At 44.1% G+C, this 15,644-nt stretch carries 14 protein-coding genes; 6 read left to right on the plus strand and 8 right to left on the minus strand.

All coding sequences use genetic code 11. The annotated features are described in order from the left end of the window. Positions 1-6: 6 nt before the first annotated feature. Positions 7-315 (minus strand): hypothetical protein, encoded by a 309-nt coding sequence (locus tag JKG61_RS10605; RefSeq protein WP_202102957.1) that lies wholly within the window; start codon positions 313-315, stop codon positions 7-9. A 277-nt stretch (positions 316-592) separates the two neighbouring features. Between JKG61_RS10605 and JKG61_RS10610 the strand changes: the two genes are divergently transcribed. Genes JKG61_RS10610 through JKG61_RS10625 form a run of 4 tightly spaced genes read left to right on the plus strand, consistent with a single transcriptional unit; the run spans position 593 to position 5,097 of the window. After that, positions 593-1,375: an N-formylglutamate amidohydrolase gene (locus JKG61_RS10610; RefSeq protein ID WP_202102958.1), complete on the plus strand. Its 783-nt coding sequence runs from the start codon at positions 593-595 to the stop codon at positions 1,373-1,375. Then, the gene (locus tag JKG61_RS10615) at positions 1,365-3,197 is read left to right on the plus strand and encodes a flavohemoglobin expression-modulating QEGLA motif protein (RefSeq protein WP_237249446.1); all 1,833 of its coding nucleotides are present in this window, start codon (positions 1,365-1,367) and stop codon (positions 3,195-3,197) included. The genes JKG61_RS10610 and JKG61_RS10615 overlap by 11 nt, the downstream gene beginning before the upstream one ends. Positions 3,198-3,207: 10 nt before the next feature. Beyond that, the gene (locus tag JKG61_RS10620; protein ID WP_202102959.1) at positions 3,208-4,212 is read left to right on the plus strand and encodes an ATP-grasp domain-containing protein; all 1,005 of its coding nucleotides are present in this window, start codon (positions 3,208-3,210) and stop codon (positions 4,210-4,212) included. 51 nt (positions 4,213-4,263) lie between these two features. Beyond that, entirely contained in the window at positions 4,264-5,097 is an 834-nt protein-coding gene (locus JKG61_RS10625) for an MBL fold metallo-hydrolase (protein ID WP_202102960.1), read from the plus strand. 4 nt (positions 5,098-5,101) lie between these two features. Here the strand turns inward: JKG61_RS10625 and JKG61_RS10630 are convergent, their stop codons facing one another. From JKG61_RS10630 to JKG61_RS10645, 4 genes are read right to left on the minus strand one after another with little or no spacing between them, the layout of a single operon-like run. Beyond that, on the minus strand, positions 5,102-6,205 hold the full coding sequence (locus JKG61_RS10630) for a serine hydrolase domain-containing protein (protein ID WP_202102961.1): 1,104 nt from the start codon (positions 6,203-6,205) through the stop codon (positions 5,102-5,104). Between the two features lie 3 nt (positions 6,206-6,208). Further along, a complete protein-coding gene (locus tag JKG61_RS10635; RefSeq protein ID WP_202102962.1) occupies positions 6,209-6,643 on the minus strand; it encodes an FKBP-type peptidyl-prolyl cis-trans isomerase in 435 nt (144 codons plus the stop codon). Positions 6,644-6,646: 3 nt separating this feature from the next. Beyond that, positions 6,647-7,645, minus strand: coding sequence for a tetratricopeptide repeat protein (locus JKG61_RS10640; RefSeq protein ID WP_202102963.1), 999 nt, complete (start codon positions 7,643-7,645; stop codon positions 6,647-6,649). Between the two features lie 18 nt (positions 7,646-7,663). Next, positions 7,664-8,410, minus strand: coding sequence for a C40 family peptidase (locus JKG61_RS10645; protein ID WP_202102964.1), 747 nt, complete (start codon positions 8,408-8,410; stop codon positions 7,664-7,666). Positions 8,411-8,490: 80 nt separating this feature from the next. On the opposite strand from JKG61_RS10645, the gene JKG61_RS10650 reads away from it, so the two are divergent. Continuing rightward, on the plus strand, positions 8,491-8,958 hold the full coding sequence (locus tag JKG61_RS10650) for a universal stress protein (RefSeq protein WP_237249447.1): 468 nt from the start codon (positions 8,491-8,493) through the stop codon (positions 8,956-8,958). 11 nt (positions 8,959-8,969) lie between these two features. On the opposite strand, the gene JKG61_RS10655 is transcribed toward JKG61_RS10650, so the two are convergent. Genes JKG61_RS10655 through guaA form a run of 3 tightly spaced genes read right to left on the minus strand, consistent with a single transcriptional unit; the run spans position 8,970 to position 12,979 of the window. After that, positions 8,970-10,151 (minus strand): RsmB/NOP family class I SAM-dependent RNA methyltransferase, encoded by a 1,182-nt coding sequence (locus tag JKG61_RS10655; RefSeq protein ID WP_202102965.1) that lies wholly within the window; start codon positions 10,149-10,151, stop codon positions 8,970-8,972. Positions 10,152-10,161: 10 nt separating this feature from the next. Next, positions 10,162-11,499 carry an ABC transporter substrate-binding protein gene (locus JKG61_RS10660; RefSeq protein ID WP_237249448.1) on the minus strand — a complete coding sequence of 446 codons (1,338 nt, stop codon included), beginning with the start codon at positions 11,497-11,499 and terminating at the stop codon, positions 10,162-10,164. Continuing rightward, positions 11,429-12,979, minus strand: a complete 1,551-nt coding sequence (gene guaA / locus JKG61_RS10665) for a glutamine-hydrolyzing GMP synthase (RefSeq protein ID WP_202102966.1) — start codon at positions 12,977-12,979, stop codon at positions 11,429-11,431. The genes JKG61_RS10660 and guaA overlap by 71 nt, the downstream gene beginning before the upstream one ends. A gap of 167 nt (positions 12,980-13,146) precedes the next feature. Here guaA and JKG61_RS10670 point away from each other — a divergent pair, with 167 nt between their 5' ends. Then, entirely contained in the window at positions 13,147-15,639 is a 2,493-nt protein-coding gene (locus JKG61_RS10670; protein WP_202102967.1) for a DUF5686 and carboxypeptidase regulatory-like domain-containing protein, read from the plus strand. Positions 15,640-15,644: the final 5 nt, after the last annotated feature.

Below are 15,644 nucleotides of genomic sequence, written 5' to 3' on the forward strand. Positions count from 1 at the left end.
TAGTTTTCAGAGTTTGTCACTGAAGAGCACAATCAGGATAACGTAGATTAGCTGAGAGAAGAAAGAGATTTTGTCTAAGGAAGCTTGAGGCAAACCATAGGAATCGAGTGCTAAGCCTAGTCCATAGTTGAGTAGCATACCAAAGACGGTACCTATCAAGAAAAAAAGCAGTGCCATCTTCTTACTTTGATGCATTTGGACTTTTGTTTTTTCAAAATCGACAATCTGTTGCATCATACGGCTTTCGAAATCGTCAAAAGGCAATTCCAATTTACTGTTCTTGAGCAGGTCGTATAGTTTATCGTTATGTTCCATAGTATTCTTCTTTCATTAATCTACGGAGTGTCCCGTAGAGGTGTTTTCCCTGAGTTCGCGATACGGATTGCCCTGAATTTCATAATAAAGTAAATCGATAATGTAATAGCTGTAAATAGCCCTACAAACATTATGGATAGCATTTCTTCTTTTCCCATGTCTTTTTTTATTGTTCTTTCCCCATTAGTCGCCTCCGAAAAGAAAATGGTTACAGTTTTCTGAAAAAACTTTTTAGTTCCCCTACTGTTCTAATTCAAAAGAGCTAAATCTTACGCCTATGTCTCTACAGATAAATTACCATATACATACCATAGATAGCCCATTTTGGTCGTTTGCACTGCACGATGGCCATCTGATCGACGATAACCTGCTTCCCTATTTATTGCTGTCGGAAAAGCAACGTCTCCGCGAGGAAGACCCTTATACAGCTCTGATTGCCGAACTGCCTGTCAATCAGTTTGTGATAGGTACATCGCGCTTCCAGCTGGATATAAACCGCGCCGTTGAAGAATCCGTTTACCTCCGTCCCGAGCAGGCCTGGGGTCTAGAGGTATGGAAGACGAGTTTCCCACAGACCTTCCTCGAGCAGCTTTATAAAAAGCATCAATATATCTATCGGCTTATTGAGCAACATATACAGTCCTCTATTCAAAACTACGGCTTCTTTGTGGTACTGGATATACATAGTTACAATGCCAATCGCGAGTCCCCTACTGCTACGATAGATGAGGAGGCTAATCCACAAATTAATCTAGGCACGTATTATAACGACCTGAAGTGGCGGGAACTAACGGATAGCTTCATCCATACCATTACTTCTCAAACGCTGTATGGCTTACCTATTGATATACGGGAGAATGTCCGCTTTAAGGGTGGTTACCTGACGCAGTTTCTAAATAAGCGGTTTGGGGACAAAGGCTGTGTATTTTCTATCGAGTTTCGCAAGGATTTCATGAACGAGTGGACGGGCGAACCGGACGTAAAGCGTATAGCTGCATGCAAACAGCTACTTATTAACACTGTACAGGGTTTAAAAGAGTATTTTGCGTATGAGGGATGATAAGCGACTTAACTTTATTTTGGGTGCCATTAAGGCGAAAGAACCCTTTCATGTACAGGTGCCCAATGTGGGCAAATTGGTGTTCCGAAAGATTGTCCCCTTTATATTTATCTATAGGACTAACATAGCTGGAAAAGATAAAATGTTGTCTAATCTAGCAAAGTCCCAGCTGGCTAGCGTTATTATTCAGGAACATGATACGGAGGTGGAAGCACTACTTCGAAAGCTAGCCCTCTGTATCCAAGAGCAGTTTGGCTCCTGTCTCTTGGTGGAGGTGTGGAATGCAGCCAACGAGCAGGCGCCCGATGTAGAGATTCAACTCGGTCAGAAAGGCATCCTTCCGTTGGCCGAGTATATGCTCAAAAACCTAAAGACAGAAGCCTCAGATATCGTAACCGATATCAAAAAGCTAAAAGAGGTTCCTTGTAATCCATCTTTCGAACGGCTATTTACCTTAAAGGAGTCCATGGACAAGAGTATCTACACGTTAGGACTGTCGGTGCAGCCAAGCTATCGCTTGAGTAGCGGTGATTACCTGCCTATTCTGCTGCGGCATTATAGTGAGTCGTTGGGCAAAATTTTGCTACGTGTCTTTTTTGAGTATGTACGGCTTTTTACCGATCAGAATCCGACTAAATTCCGCCTCAATCTTAAGAAGGAAATAACCGAGAATGTGTTTGCTATCGATAAGGCGCTCACAGCCGAGAGCATGCGTTTTGATTTCTTACTCTTAGTCACCCCTATCAACGTCCCTGAGGCTTGGGAGAGCTTCAAGAAAGCGCGATTCCGTAAGACTCCGGTATTTCAGTATAGGCCGATGCCTATAGATCCCGATATCGTGAAGCGTAACCTCTACAATCTGCGGATCGAAGATATCTATGATCCGACAATTGCTTACCTATTTCGGGACAAGCGACGGGAGCTGGACGAGATGATGAGTATGCTTGCCGATCGTAATACAGAAGATTTTATGCATGGTAGCTTACAGGTTTTTGGTAATGTGAGCGACGAACTGCTACAAGTAGCTCAGTCTATCCTTACGGTGATAGCGCACAATTCAGCGACACAGACAGTAGCACCGGAGCGAAAACTCAATGCAAAGGAGTTTGCCCAACTCGCACGTGAGGAGATTGCTTATCTGAGTGAGCAGTCGGAAGATTTCAAGACGACTGTGCGTGTACGGTCGGATATATCGGGGGTAATGGTCAACCGTGGAGTACTCAATATTGGCGAAGATTACCAGATTTCTCCCGAACGGGCACGGGCTTTGGTACAACATGAGGTTGGTACCCACATCGTCACTTACTTTAACGGCAAAGCGCAGCCACTGCAGCTGTTCAGTCTTGGGGTTCCAGGTTATGAGCAATTGCAGGAAGGGCTGGCCGTATTTGCCGAATACCTGATCGGTGGCTTATCCAACCAACGCTTGCGCATATTGGCGGCACGTGTTATAGCCGTTCGTAATATGCTTATGGGACATAGCTTTATCGATACCTTCTTTTTATTAATGGAAGATTATCGTTTTGGCGAAGAGACCGCTTTCAATATCACGATGCGGGTATATCGTGGTGGCGGACTAACAAAGGACGCCTTATACCTACAGGGGCTAATGGAGCTTATCGATTATATCAAGCAAGGACAAAATCTCAGCCTATTGATGGTGGGTAAGATTCGGGAAGATTATATCCCTGTTATTCAGGATTTGATCCAACGGGGTTATATGTATGCACCATTGGTCAGACCCCGGTATCTGAGTGAGGCCTATCTGCCGAGATTGGATTCCGTAAGAAACGAAGGAAGTATTTTTAAAATGATACAATAGCAAGAACGATATGAATATAGCATTTTTGATTAATCAGACCCATAAAGAAGAAGATGGTTTTACAACGACACTGTTGGCCTATGAGGCTCTGCGGCGTGGACATACCATTATCTATATTGGCTTGGCGGATTTTGTCTATATCGATGACCGACATGTGGAGGCACATGCTCGTATTATTACAGCAGATACGGCAATTGGAAGTAAAGAAGAGCTGTTGGGCAGCTTAAGGCGTGTCGAAAAGCAGCGGTACAATATGGCAGATGTCGATGTGCTCTGGCTCCGCTTTGACCCTGTTATGGATATGTACAATAGGCCTTGGGCAGCGGCTATGGGATTACAGTTTGCACAGCTTATCAAGTATATGGGGCGTTTGGTTATCAATGATCCCGACTATCTGGTGCAGGCGAGCAATAAACTCTATTTGGAGAATTTCCCAAAGGCAGTACGGCCCAAAACGCTGGTCACTCGCTTTGTATCGGATATACAGGCTTTCATGGAGACACAGGGCGATAAGATAATATTAAAACCTGTGAAGGGTTCTGGGGGCAAGAATGTGTTTTTGATTTCGGCAGGCGCTCCGCAGAACCTCAAGCAGACCGTGGAAGTGATTGCGCGGGATGGTTATGTCATTGCACAGGAATACCTACCTGAGGCAACGAAAGGTGATCTTCGGTTTTTCCTGTTAGAAGGTGAGCCTATTGTTATCGATGGGGAGTATGCGGCTGTACAGCGTGTACAAAAAGAAGGGGAAATCCGTAGCAATATTCATCAAGGGGCGACAGCTGTAAAGGCACAGGTAGATGATCATGTATTGCGTCTGGTGGAACAGGTCAGTGGCAAGATAAAGGAGGATGGGATGTATCTTGTGGGCTTAGATATTGTAGGTGACAAAATTATGGAAATCAATGTGTATAGCCCCGGAGCATTGGGATTAGCGAGTCAACTGACAGGAGTCGATTTTGTGGGACATGTTATCCAACAGCTGGAGATGAAGGTAAAAGGATTTTATCGTTAGTGAATTCCCCTCATTTTATGTAGGTTTGTTTCTAACCAAAGAATCAAGAAAATGAAGCTTTACAGCATAGATACCGGATATTTTAAATTGGACGGAGGGGCCATGTTTGGTGTTGTCCCCAAGTCGATATGGCAACGTACGAATCCTGCTGATTCCAATAATCTCTGTACCTGGGGCAATCGTCTGCTCCTTATTGAAGATGGAAAAAGATTAACATTGGTAGATACGGCATTGGGTGATAAACAGGATGATAAGTTTTTTGGATATTACCACTTACATGGTGACGATACCTTGGACAAGTCACTTGCTAAACATGGATTTCACCGGGATGATATCACCGATGTTTTCTTGACACACTTACATTTTGACCATTGTGGAGGTGCTATTGCCCGCGAAGGTGATCAATTGGTGCCGGCCTTCAAGAATGCACATTTTTGGTCCAACGAAAAACACTGGAATTGGGCGGTAAACCCGAATCCACGGGAGAAAGCGTCCTTCTTAAAAGAGAATATACTGCCTATCCAAGAGAGTGGACAGTTGAAGTTTCTGAAAGAAGGTGAAGCTTATGATACCCATATCGATGTACGCTATGCTTTTGGACATACGGAAGCGATGATGCTGCCACAGATTACGTACAAAGGGAAAACCATTCTCTACATGGCCGACCTGTTGCCCTCTGTCGGACATATCCCACTCCCCTATGTGATGAGCTATGACGTGCGTCCACTGACAACGATGGACGAGCGTCAGTCTTACTGGCAGGAAATTGTAGAAAAAGAGTATATCCTATTCTTTGAACACGACCCAACTAATGAGTGCTGTACGCTGCAACACACCGAAAAAGGGATTCGGGTAAAGGATATTTTTAAATTTTCAGAAATCTAGGCATTTATCGCCACTCGTTTGCATATACCTTGCTTAGCCACTGGAATAGCGATTCCTCGGTATTCAATGGCTTGGCTTGGTAGATTTTTAATAGATCATCATAAGCCTCGTTGATAATAAGGTCGTCCCTATTGGTGAATAGACAGACAGTTCGCTGCTCTTGAGGTTGGAACAAGACCGCATTGTGAAAACCTGTGCTCTCTCCCGAATGGAATACCGCTTGAATTTTGTCTTTCTTATCCATTTTCACAAATAAGCCCATGCTGTAATAGATCCCGTCTCGTAAAGGTACTCTGTGGCGGATTACAGTTTCCCAAAATACCTTGTCCCATAGCGGATTATTAGTGTTCATCCAACCTATATATTCCTGTGCAGAAATATATACTCCTCCATCCCCTTTGGTGGCACTGGTATTACTTTGGTCCGCAAATAGGAAACCTGTTGCGGTAGGATGATAACCATATGCCCGATTAGGAATAATACATTCTGAAGTATAGATCTGTGCCTGCTTCAAGCCTGTAGGTTCAAAAATATGGGTGGAGACAAACGTAGCGTAATCCGTTTTGGAAACACGCTCTACGATGACCGCTAATAGACAGTATCCGGTATTGCTATAGCGAAATGTGCTTCCTGCCGGAAAGTATACCGAATCTATAGGTGCCACAAGTTGTAGTACATCGGTATCGCTCAGTTGGTGTTGCAATCCCTCAGGAATCACTGCCTCATAATCCCAGATACCGGAGGTATGTTGTAGCAGCTGGTCGATTGTGATGGATGCGGTGGCCTCTTGTAATTCGGGCAATATCTTGCGGATCGGGGTGTCAAAATGGAGCGCTCCTTTTTTAATTAATAAATAGGTCGCCATAGCGGTAAACTGCTTGCTGACCGAGGCCATTCGAAATGCGGTCCTCGCTTCTATGGCTGTTTTTTTTTCTAGCTCGGCCCGACCGAAAGGTGAAAACTCGACTTGACCCTGGCACGCTGTAAAAGCAATACCACCCGGTTCGTCGGTATTTGGGTAATGGGCTGCGATGACTGATTGGAGCTGTTGTGCTGAACTGCTGTACATACCGACAAGAAAACTAATTAAAAAGAAACCGTATCGCATAACTTATAGGATTGAAATCAATTCAATATCAAATATCAATGTACAATTTCCGCCACTTTCTTTGGTTAAGGGTTCAAAACCATAAGCTAAGCTCGGGTGTATATAAAGCCGCCATGTACTGCCTACGGGCATCTGAACTAAAGCCTGTTGCCAGCCACGGATTAGCTCGGGTATATGGAGAGATTCGGGACGTTTTCTTTTGTAGGAACTATCGAATACGTCTCCATTTAGTAACTGACCTTTATAATGACAGAGCACTTTGGCTTTAGGGCCAGGTTTGACCCCCTCACCTTGCTTTAAGACTTCGTATTGCAACGTGTCACTTAGACTGATGATGCCCGCTTTCTCTTTATTTTCCTTTAAAAAGAGCTCCCCTTCTTTGAGATTTTTAGCTGCTGCATCCTTGATGCGTTTGAGATAAGCATTAGGGTTTGCCATATGTTATTCGTCTTCTAATTCCTCGTATTTTTCAAAATCGATAGTGGCACCTGCCTTGTCCCCTAGTTTTTCCTTGAGCTCGCCCCGGTACTGATAGAGATCCGAATAGTGCGGATTCAAACGGATGGCTTCGTCGTAGTCGGCAATTGCTTCCTGCCAGGCTCCAGTATGCTCGAAAGCGTCGGCACGCATCACGTAGCAGTAAAAATCCGTAGGATTGTGCGCTATAACCTCTGTATAGTCAGCGATAGCTGACGGCCAGTCCTCGATGCGCTCATAGTATGCGGCGCGTTCTTCCAATACCTCAGTGCTGTCCAGTGTGAGTTTTAGGGCGCTCTCGAAGTCCTGCAACGCGGCATTATTCTCGTGTATCGCCACATGGAGTTTAGCGCGGTACAGGTAAGCATTGTGCAGCTGCACATTACGGCTCAATGCTAGCTGTAGTTGCTCTAAAGCACTATCATAACGCAACATGCGCAGGTATACAGCGGCCATAGAAACGTGTATTTCCGGATTATCATCTAGCGCTAAGGCGCTTTGGTAGTCCGCAATAGCAAGCTCGTAATCAAAATGTTGAACCCATAACATTGCACGATTGATATAAGGCTGTGCTTGGTTGCTGCTTTGTTGTAGCTCCCGATTCAGCTCTTCGAGTTCGGGGGCGAGCAGCATGCTACCTTTATTCTCTTGCCATTCTAGGAATATGTGGTAGTTGAAGTCCGATTTTTTGGCAACCTGATAGTCGTAAAAGGCGCCTTCTTCATCTCCTAGAGCTTGATTCAATAGGCTTCTACAGGCATAGAAGAAGGGATATTGGGGGTACTGCTCGATCGCAGAGCTGTAAATTTCTAACGCTTGCGTGTTGTCTCCGACATCGATTAAAGCACGAGCCTCTGTGGCTATTTGTAGAAGATAATTATCTTCTACTGTTGTTTTTTGAACAGTGCTATATGGAAAAAGCTGTGAGCTGGGAAGATAAAGATAGGGATTTTTCTCTTTCAAAATATGGGATTCGGGGATTTAAAAATAGCGCTTTACAATGCGTAGCTTGTGGGTGTATTTATTCTGCTGGGCGTTGAATATGCCTTCGGTGTCCATTTTATCAATACGTACCCGGCCTGCAGCATGTATAATCGTCTCATTGTCAATCATGACGCCTACATGGGTGATGCGTCCAGCTTCATTGTCAAAAAAAGCCAGATCCCCAGCCTTGATTTCGGGAAGAAAATTAACGGTGTCGCCAGATTCAGCCTGTTGCCACGCATCTCTTCTCAGCGCTATCCCAAAATGACGGTATACAACCTGACTAAAGCCTGAGCAGTCTATGCCATACGGCGAACGGCCTCCCCATAGATAAGGGCTATTGTTATAGTGTTGGATTAATTTTGGAAATTCGATATCAAAATCATCTAGGGTACCTTCACGTACTGTACCTTCTATGGTATAAAGTTCACTTCCGATTTGGAGGCTGTTGCTGGGCACAGGTGTGCCGTGAAGAAGCTGTACCGTATGTGTTGTTGAATGAGCCTTGCCACCTGCTAGGTCGATAATGTGTTTGGTAGGCTGCAGTGTAGCGAGTTGCCCCGACTGATGCCTTTGAATCCAGCCCTCATAAGAGGTGTCCAAAAGACGGATACGGTCGAAGTCTACGCCTTCTTCTAGAATTTCGAAAGCCTCCCCAAATAAAACCTGGGTGACCATTTCGCTACGGTGCGATGCCTCGGCCCGAAGAGGAAGTATACTAAGATTGCAAGCTGATAAAACCATTTCGCTTTTATTTTTTAAAACAATAATTATATATTCTTGTTCTTAAACTAACGAAGATACTTCTAAAAAACTAAATTATTATGGGATATTCCAAATTTCAGAGGATACTATTGGCATTAGATGATAGTCCCTGTTCAGATAAAGTAATGGAGTATGCGCACAGCATACTGGAAGGGCAAGAAGCCACCTTGGCGCTGGTAACAGTAATCCCTCCCACCTCTCCGGCCTCTTACGGTGCAGACCCCTTGTTAGGGCAACAGCCTATAGTCGTGGCAGAGGTCGCGGAGATACAGCAGCAGGCCGCACAGGAATACTTGGATAGATTGGCGGCCGACTTTACCTCGGTCAAAGAGATATTTACATTCACCCGCGTGGGCAATATCCGCGAGGAGATATTGACTGTGGCTCACGAGTGGGCTGCAGACTTGTTGATACTAGGGACCAATGGAAAAACTGGATTCGAACATTTTATTTCGGGCAGCGTTTCGGAATCGGTTATCCGCAAGGCACAATGCCCTGTTTTGGTAATCCCTAGTAAGTGTGATTAAGCTTGTATTGATTACACTTTGAGGAGGCGGGCTGCAAACATACTGTCCGCCTTACTCTCGTATCCCTTGATAACCTCCATCTTTTCCACATGCATGCCAAAGGTATTGACTATATAGTTGATTACCGCTTCATTTTCAGCTTCATATACTGAGCAGGTAATATAAATAAGAGGCTTGCCAGTCTTGAGAAAAGGAATCGTCTGAGCTACAATCTGCTTTTGTAAATCGGTAAAATACTGTAGTCTGTCGGCATCGAATGATTGCATCATTTCGGGGGTACGGCCCCAGGTACCTGAGCCAGAACAAGGAGCATCGACAATGATACCATCAAAACGCTCATCCTGTAAAGCCCTTTTTACATTATCTGCGTCGGTGAGATCTACGACTTTCTTGCGGTAGGTCTGTGTGATATTTGCTTGTATAAAGCGTTCGTCTAGATTGCGTAGGATGGAAAGACGAATGTCTGATACCAGTAGCTTGGTGGTGGGGTATCTGTCTAGGAACAATAAAGACTTGCCTCCCGAAGCAGCACAGGCGTCCCACCAGCTTTCGTTAGCGCCGGATTTCATAAAATTTAGGGTGTACTGTGATGAGCGGTCCTGCACTTCATATAATCCGTTCAATCCTCTTATATGCTGTAGTTTACTGCCGTTAGGAAGGGCGATAGTCTGTTCCGAAACGGAGTTTATAACAGCGCCTTCCCGCTGTAGGATTTGCTGTACTTTTTCCTCCTGCCCCCTTTTTATCCGAATGAATAAGTCGGGCTGTATAAAATGACTTTGCAGAAATAGGATTCTATCTATGGCAGTGGAAAGTCCATCATCCAAAGGAAAAAGCTTCTCTATATCAAAGTCCGTCAGTTGGCTTGCTATTTCTACTTTTTCGGATAGGGATTGTTGTATGGATCGAGCCAACTCCGGATGTTGTAGGCTGACCAGATCCGAATGCTGTTCGCATAAGTATTCAGCAACTACAAGTCGCATTATAGGATTTTCCTGTGGATAGGCATTGCCTAAGCGGAAATAGTTATAACAAAAACGAGAGGTCATCTTTCTATCAGATGACCCCATTTGTTTGTTTTCTTTGAAAAAGCGAGTCAGGTATCTCGCTAAGGGCTCCTTTTTATCATATCCAGTAAGGGCACGTTCAAAATTCCTCAGCTGCTGTGAGACTCGTCTTTCATTAACTTCCATTATTGTTTTTTTATTGCAGCTGAAATGAGCCTCCGCGGTATGAGCGGTAGGCTACGGATTCATTTGCATATCCCCAAGCTTCGTTGTATCTGAATTTATAAGAACTGAACAAGCCATTGTAGGATTCTTTTGTTAATTTTTCTTTTAGTCTGTCTGCTCCGTACTTGTTAATCAGTCCACCGAAGTAAAGTGCCGAGTCATAACCTTTGTACGATTGGTCAGATGGCTGTATACCATAGGTGTCTGCATAAGTGTCTTTAAATACTTTTACAGCAGCAGACCATGTTTTTAGATTACTCTCTGTGGTGATGGTCGGATTTAAATCTGCAAATCCCGCATACATACTAAAATCATAACGTTCCCATAGCGGATGACCAAAGAGGCTGAAGTTGTACGTGTTTTCGCCGTATTTCTTGATCAGATTAGTCAACAGATTTTTCAGCTGGTTCTTATCTGTTGTGCCTGTGACAATGATATTAGTACCTGTCAATGAGAGATTCTCATCAAGCTGGCTTATCGAGGATACAGAAAGAATTCGGGCATTGTTTTTGGCCTGCTTGATAGCCGTAGACATACCGTTTAAAAACTGCTTGCCATCGGAGTCGGTTGTGTTGAAAATAATAATAACATCACCAGCGCTATACTCGCGAGCGGCGCGGGCTGCAATCGCATTACTGTGAGCCTTGATAGGAGGAGTCAAAGAAACAAGATTTGGCAGATTAAACTCTGTTGGCATTGAAGCTGCTAACGGGTTAATCTGTAATTTTTCTTTGTCTTTCAGGTTAGTACCGAAAGCTTTTATTTCCTGTGGATATACCGGACCGATGACAATGGATGCTTCTTCAACAGTCGAAGAGAGTGCCAGGCTACCGCTGTAGCTAGCATTGTCACGAGAATCCAGAACATTCAGATTGAAGTCTGCTCCTTTTTTTGCCAACTCTTCCAACCCCAGTTGAAAGCCTTGATAATAATCCAGTGCTAAAGCAGCACGCTTGATGTCTTTCTCAGCGAGAGCGTTTTCAGAAATCTGGTCGAGCTGAAAAGGAAGTACCAAGGAAATGTTACGTCCTATAAAGCGTTTGGCCATGTTTTCTTTGGCCGATTCGCCGGTCTCGCTACTACCGTCAGGTATTTTGTTCGTCTCTCCTGGCTTGGAGCTGTTGTTGCCCACATTGCCCTTATAATCCGGGGCACGCAAAACACCCACTTTAGGAGTACACGAGGACACTCCTAAAGCTAATGCAACAGCTATCAATAAGCCTGAATTTTTCAATTTTTTACTCCCACTCAATGGTCGCCGGTGGTTTTGAACTGATGTCGTAAACAACTCTGTTGATTCCTTTAACATGATTGATTATTTCATTCGATATCTTAGCTAGTAATTCATAAGGCAAATGAATCCAATCTGCAGTCATTCCATCGAGTGAACCTACAGCGCGTAATGCGACAACGTGCTCATATGTGCGTTCGTCTCCCATCACACCGACGGATTGAACAGGTAAGAAAATTGTTCCAGCCTGCCATACCTTATCATACCAACCCGATTCTTTTAAGTTACGTATATAGATGTCATCTGCTTCCTGCAAAATCCGTACCTTTTCTTCATTTATATCACCTAAAATTCGAATTCCTAGTCCAGGACCAGGGAAAGGGTGTCTATTCAGGATGTTAGGATCTACGTCTAGCGTTTTTCCTACACGACGTACTTCGTCTTTGAATAATGTCTTTAAAGGCTCTACAACTTTTAATTTCATATAGTCAGGCAGTCCACCTACGTTGTGGTGTGACTTAATCGTTGCCGATGGGCCTTTTACAGAGATAGACTCGATGATGTCCGGGTATATCGTTCCTTGACCTAACCATTTTGCTTCACTTCCTTCAGGAAGTTCTTTTTGTATGTCTTTGGACGCTTGGTCGAATACATCGATAAATGCTCCTCCGATGACTTTACGCTTTTGCTCCGGCTCAGTTACGCCAGCTAGCTTGGTATAAAACAGTTCTTTGGCATTAACACCTTTGATGTTAAGTCCCATGTTTTTGTAGGAATCCAATACTTGCTCGAACTCCCCTTTACGTAACAAACCGTGGTCTACAAAGAAACAGTGTAAACGGTCGCCGATAGCACGCTGTAATAATACAGCCGCTACAGTAGAGTCTACTCCACCGGATAACGCCATAATAACGTGATCGTTGCCCAAGTCGGCTTTTAGTTCTGCTACTGTGCTCTCCACGAAAGATTCAGAAGTCCAATCCTGTGCACATCCACAGATGTCGATAACGAAGTTTTTGACTAACATCTGTCCGTCTGTACTATGTGTTACCTCCGGGTGGAACTGTATGCCATAGGTATTGGTGCCTGCTACCTGATAAGCCGCTACACGTACCTTATCTGTACTCGCTATAATATTAAAGCCTGCTGGAACCTCTTTGATGGTGTCTCCGTGAGACATCCATACCTGCGACTGTGCAGGGATTCCTTTTAATAAAGCATTGTCATTGTCTACAAATTGTAGGTTGGCTCTGCCGTACTCGCGTATCTCTGAAGGTAAGACCTCACCACCATATTGTTGTGCCAGATACTGCGCACCATAACAAACACCTAATAGCGGGAATCGTTCTTGGATACTTTTGTAGTCGATCTGTGGAGCGTCTTCTTGGCGGACGGAATAAGGACTGCCTGAAAAGATAACCCCTTTCACGGTATCATCTAAGTCAGGAACTTTATTAAAAGGATGGATCTCACAATATACACTCAGTTCGCGAACCCGACGCGCGATTAATTGGGTGTATTGAGAACCAAAATCAAGGATTATTATTTTTTCAGACATAGCGCAAAGGTACGATTAACGGATGAAAACATACAAAAAAAATATTACAGTTTATACCTGCAGTCCTTAGGTAAAAGCTAAGCTTCCATTTAACATATCAATAACATCTGAAGAAATCGAATTTATTACCTTTAACTGTTTTTGTCAATTCACTACAAATAAGCAATATGTATCGCTTTATCAGGTTTTTACTACTTTTTCTTTTGACTCTATTGTATAGTTTAGGTTGGACTCAGGTACGTGGTCGGATTACGGATAGCCATGGTGATGCATTGGGAGCAGTGACAGTCAGTATACAGGGTACTTATATCGCTACCTCGACAAATGCCGAGGGCTTTTACGAAATTAAGAAGCTTCCCTCCTCTTCTGTTAGTATGGTTGTTCAGCGTCTTGGTTTCGAGACGAAAAAGATTTTGCTGGTGGATATACAGCAGCCACACAGGTTGGATGTCGTACTACAGGAGGAAGCTTATGATATTGAGGAGGTAGTGGTCCGCTCAACAGTAAACCCAGCCGACAATCTGATTAAAAAAGCGATTGCGACTAGAAATAAAAATGCGGAGTCAAGGGATAAGTTCGAAGCTGATTTCTATTCGAAAGGTTCATTGACGGCGATTAATCTGCCTAAAAAGATCCTTGGCGCCAAGTTGCAGGATGATAATCAGTTGCTCGATAGTACAGGTTCTGGAATGCTATATCTATCGGAGACGGTGTCTCATATCGTAGTGGATAAGCCGAACAAGATGAAGGAAACGATTGTGGCGTCCAAGATCAGCGGCGAAAATCAAGGCTTTAGTTTCAACCGCGCCGAAGGTACAGCCTTTGACTTATATAATAATTATATCAGCCTAGGTACAACGAAGATAATTAGTCCTATCGCCGATCAGGCTTTTTCTTATTACAGGTACAAACTGCTGGCTTCGTGGAAAGAGGAAGGCCAGTTTATTTATAAAATACAGGTCGAGGCCAAACGTAAATCGGAGCCGGTGGTGGAGGGAGTTGTATATATCGTAGAAGATAGCTGGGAGGTATACGGTCTGGATTTTGTCCTACTGGGAACGAGTATCAATCAGCCTGTGCTGGATACGCTGTTTTTGCGTCAGCAATATACGTATAACAATAGTGACAGGCTGTGGTCTAAACAGTTGCAGACATTGGATTTTACGGCAGGGATCATGGGACTACGTTTTAAGGGGCATTTTACACATAGCTTTACCAATTATAAGTATGTGGATCAATTTGATAAAGGAACCTTTGGCCGGGTAAGTAGTGAATTTAATGCGGACGCGAACCAGAAAGATACCGATTATTGGGAGCAGATGCGGAAGGTGCCACTGATTGCGGATGAAGTGAAGGATTACTATCGTAGGGATAGCCTGCTGTTGGTAACGAGTTCGCCAGCTTATATCGATTCGATAGATTGCCTGCGTAGCCGCTTTCGTATACAGGATGTGTTGCTTGGCTACCGTTATCAAAGTACACCAAACAAGTTGATGATACGTTATAGTTCTCCCCTGTCGTTATCGCGGACTTTATTTAATACGGTGCAGGGATGGAACTTTAAAGCGGGGCTATCGGCAACAAAGGGAGATAGCGACATAGGACGTTATTACCAGGCGGGTGTACTCTTTAACTATGGACTGGCGGACAAGAAGCTCTATACGACGGGAAATGTGCTACTGCGTTTCAATACGACTACGTATGCCACGTTGGGGCTGATGGGAGGAAGTGCACTGAAGCAGTTTAATCCAGACAATCCGATACCAGCAGAATTTAATACCGTATACAGCTTGTTTTGGGGAGATAACTTTATGAAGCTGTACCGCGATGACTTTGTGAAAGCCACTTATAAACAGTATGTACACCCCAGTCTGGAACTGGCTACTTCTTTGGGGTATTTTAAACGTAGCAATGTATTTAATGGAACGGATTATACGTTCTTCTCTTCGAATAGACCGTATACGCCCAATAACCCGTTGGATATTGGCAATACGGGAGTGCCCGCATTCGTGAACCATGACCTGTGGAAGGCGGACCTGAAGGCGATTATATATTTTAATACACAGATTGATAAGAAACCTAATCGCATCGATTATAATCACGATACGCGTTTTCCTGTGCTACAGCTTGGTTACAGCAGTGCATTTGGTACTTCTTATAAAGGCTATAGTTTTCAAGAGGTTACCTTGGGACTGAAGCAGGATGTGGTTTTCGGCAATAAAGGGGTATTGGGCTATGCGCTATCTGCAGGTACCTTCTTAAATGCGGATGGTATTGCCTTTACAGATTTCAAGCATTTTAACGGCAACCGCACGCATATCGGTACGTCGAGCCGTTACCTTAGCAATTTTTTGTTACTGCCCTATTATACCCACAGTACGAACAAGGCTTATCTTGAGCTACATAGTGAACACAATTTTAAGGGCTATCTGCTCAACAAGATACCAGGGGTCAATAGATTACAGCTACAGACGATTGTCGGGTATCACCTGCTGAGTACGGATAAAAGAAAACCCTACCAAGAATTCTCGGTAGGGCTTGATAATATCGGTTGGGGTAAGTACCGCCTATTTCGTGTGGATTATGTCCGCTCGCTGCACGGGACAGGTTCTCCAGATGCCGTCGTCGTGGGTGTAAAGCTTCTTAATCGGCAACGCTAAGAGCG

Source organism: Sphingobacterium faecale, from assembly GCF_016746095.1.
Lineage (GTDB): Bacteria > Bacteroidota > Bacteroidia > Sphingobacteriales > Sphingobacteriaceae > Sphingobacterium > Sphingobacterium faecale.

What these genes read in the sequence shown, in the direction of transcription:
- JKG61_RS10605 (WP_202102957.1), bottom strand. Translation starts at nt 315, where the DNA reads ATGGAACATAACGATAAACTATACGACCTGCTCAAGAACAGTAAATTG.
- JKG61_RS10610 (WP_202102958.1), top strand. Translation starts at nt 593, where the DNA reads ATGTCTCTACAGATAAATTACCATATACATACCATAGATAGCCCATTT.
- JKG61_RS10615 (WP_237249446.1), top strand. Translation starts at nt 1,365, where the DNA reads ATGAGGGATGATAAGCGACTTAACTTTATTTTGGGTGCCATTAAGGCG.
- JKG61_RS10620 (WP_202102959.1), top strand. Translation starts at nt 3,208, where the DNA reads ATGAATATAGCATTTTTGATTAATCAGACCCATAAAGAAGAAGATGGT.
- JKG61_RS10625 (WP_202102960.1), top strand. Translation starts at nt 4,264, where the DNA reads ATGAAGCTTTACAGCATAGATACCGGATATTTTAAATTGGACGGAGGG.
- JKG61_RS10630 (WP_202102961.1), bottom strand. Translation starts at nt 6,205, where the DNA reads ATGCGATACGGTTTCTTTTTAATTAGTTTTCTTGTCGGTATGTACAGC.
- JKG61_RS10635 (WP_202102962.1), bottom strand. Translation starts at nt 6,643, where the DNA reads ATGGCAAACCCTAATGCTTATCTCAAACGCATCAAGGATGCAGCAGCT.
- JKG61_RS10645 (WP_202102964.1), bottom strand. Translation starts at nt 8,410, where the DNA reads ATGGTTTTATCAGCTTGCAATCTTAGTATACTTCCTCTTCGGGCCGAG.
- JKG61_RS10650 (WP_237249447.1), top strand. Translation starts at nt 8,491, where the DNA reads ATGGGATATTCCAAATTTCAGAGGATACTATTGGCATTAGATGATAGT.
- JKG61_RS10655 (WP_202102965.1), bottom strand. Translation starts at nt 10,151, where the DNA reads ATGGAAGTTAATGAAAGACGAGTCTCACAGCAGCTGAGGAATTTTGAA.
- JKG61_RS10660 (WP_237249448.1), bottom strand. Translation starts at nt 11,499, where the DNA reads ATGTTAAAGGAATCAACAGAGTTGTTTACGACATCAGTTCAAAACCAC.
- guaA (WP_202102966.1), bottom strand. Translation starts at nt 12,979, where the DNA reads ATGTCTGAAAAAATAATAATCCTTGATTTTGGTTCTCAATACACCCAA.
- JKG61_RS10670 (WP_202102967.1), top strand. Translation starts at nt 13,147, where the DNA reads ATGTATCGCTTTATCAGGTTTTTACTACTTTTTCTTTTGACTCTATTG.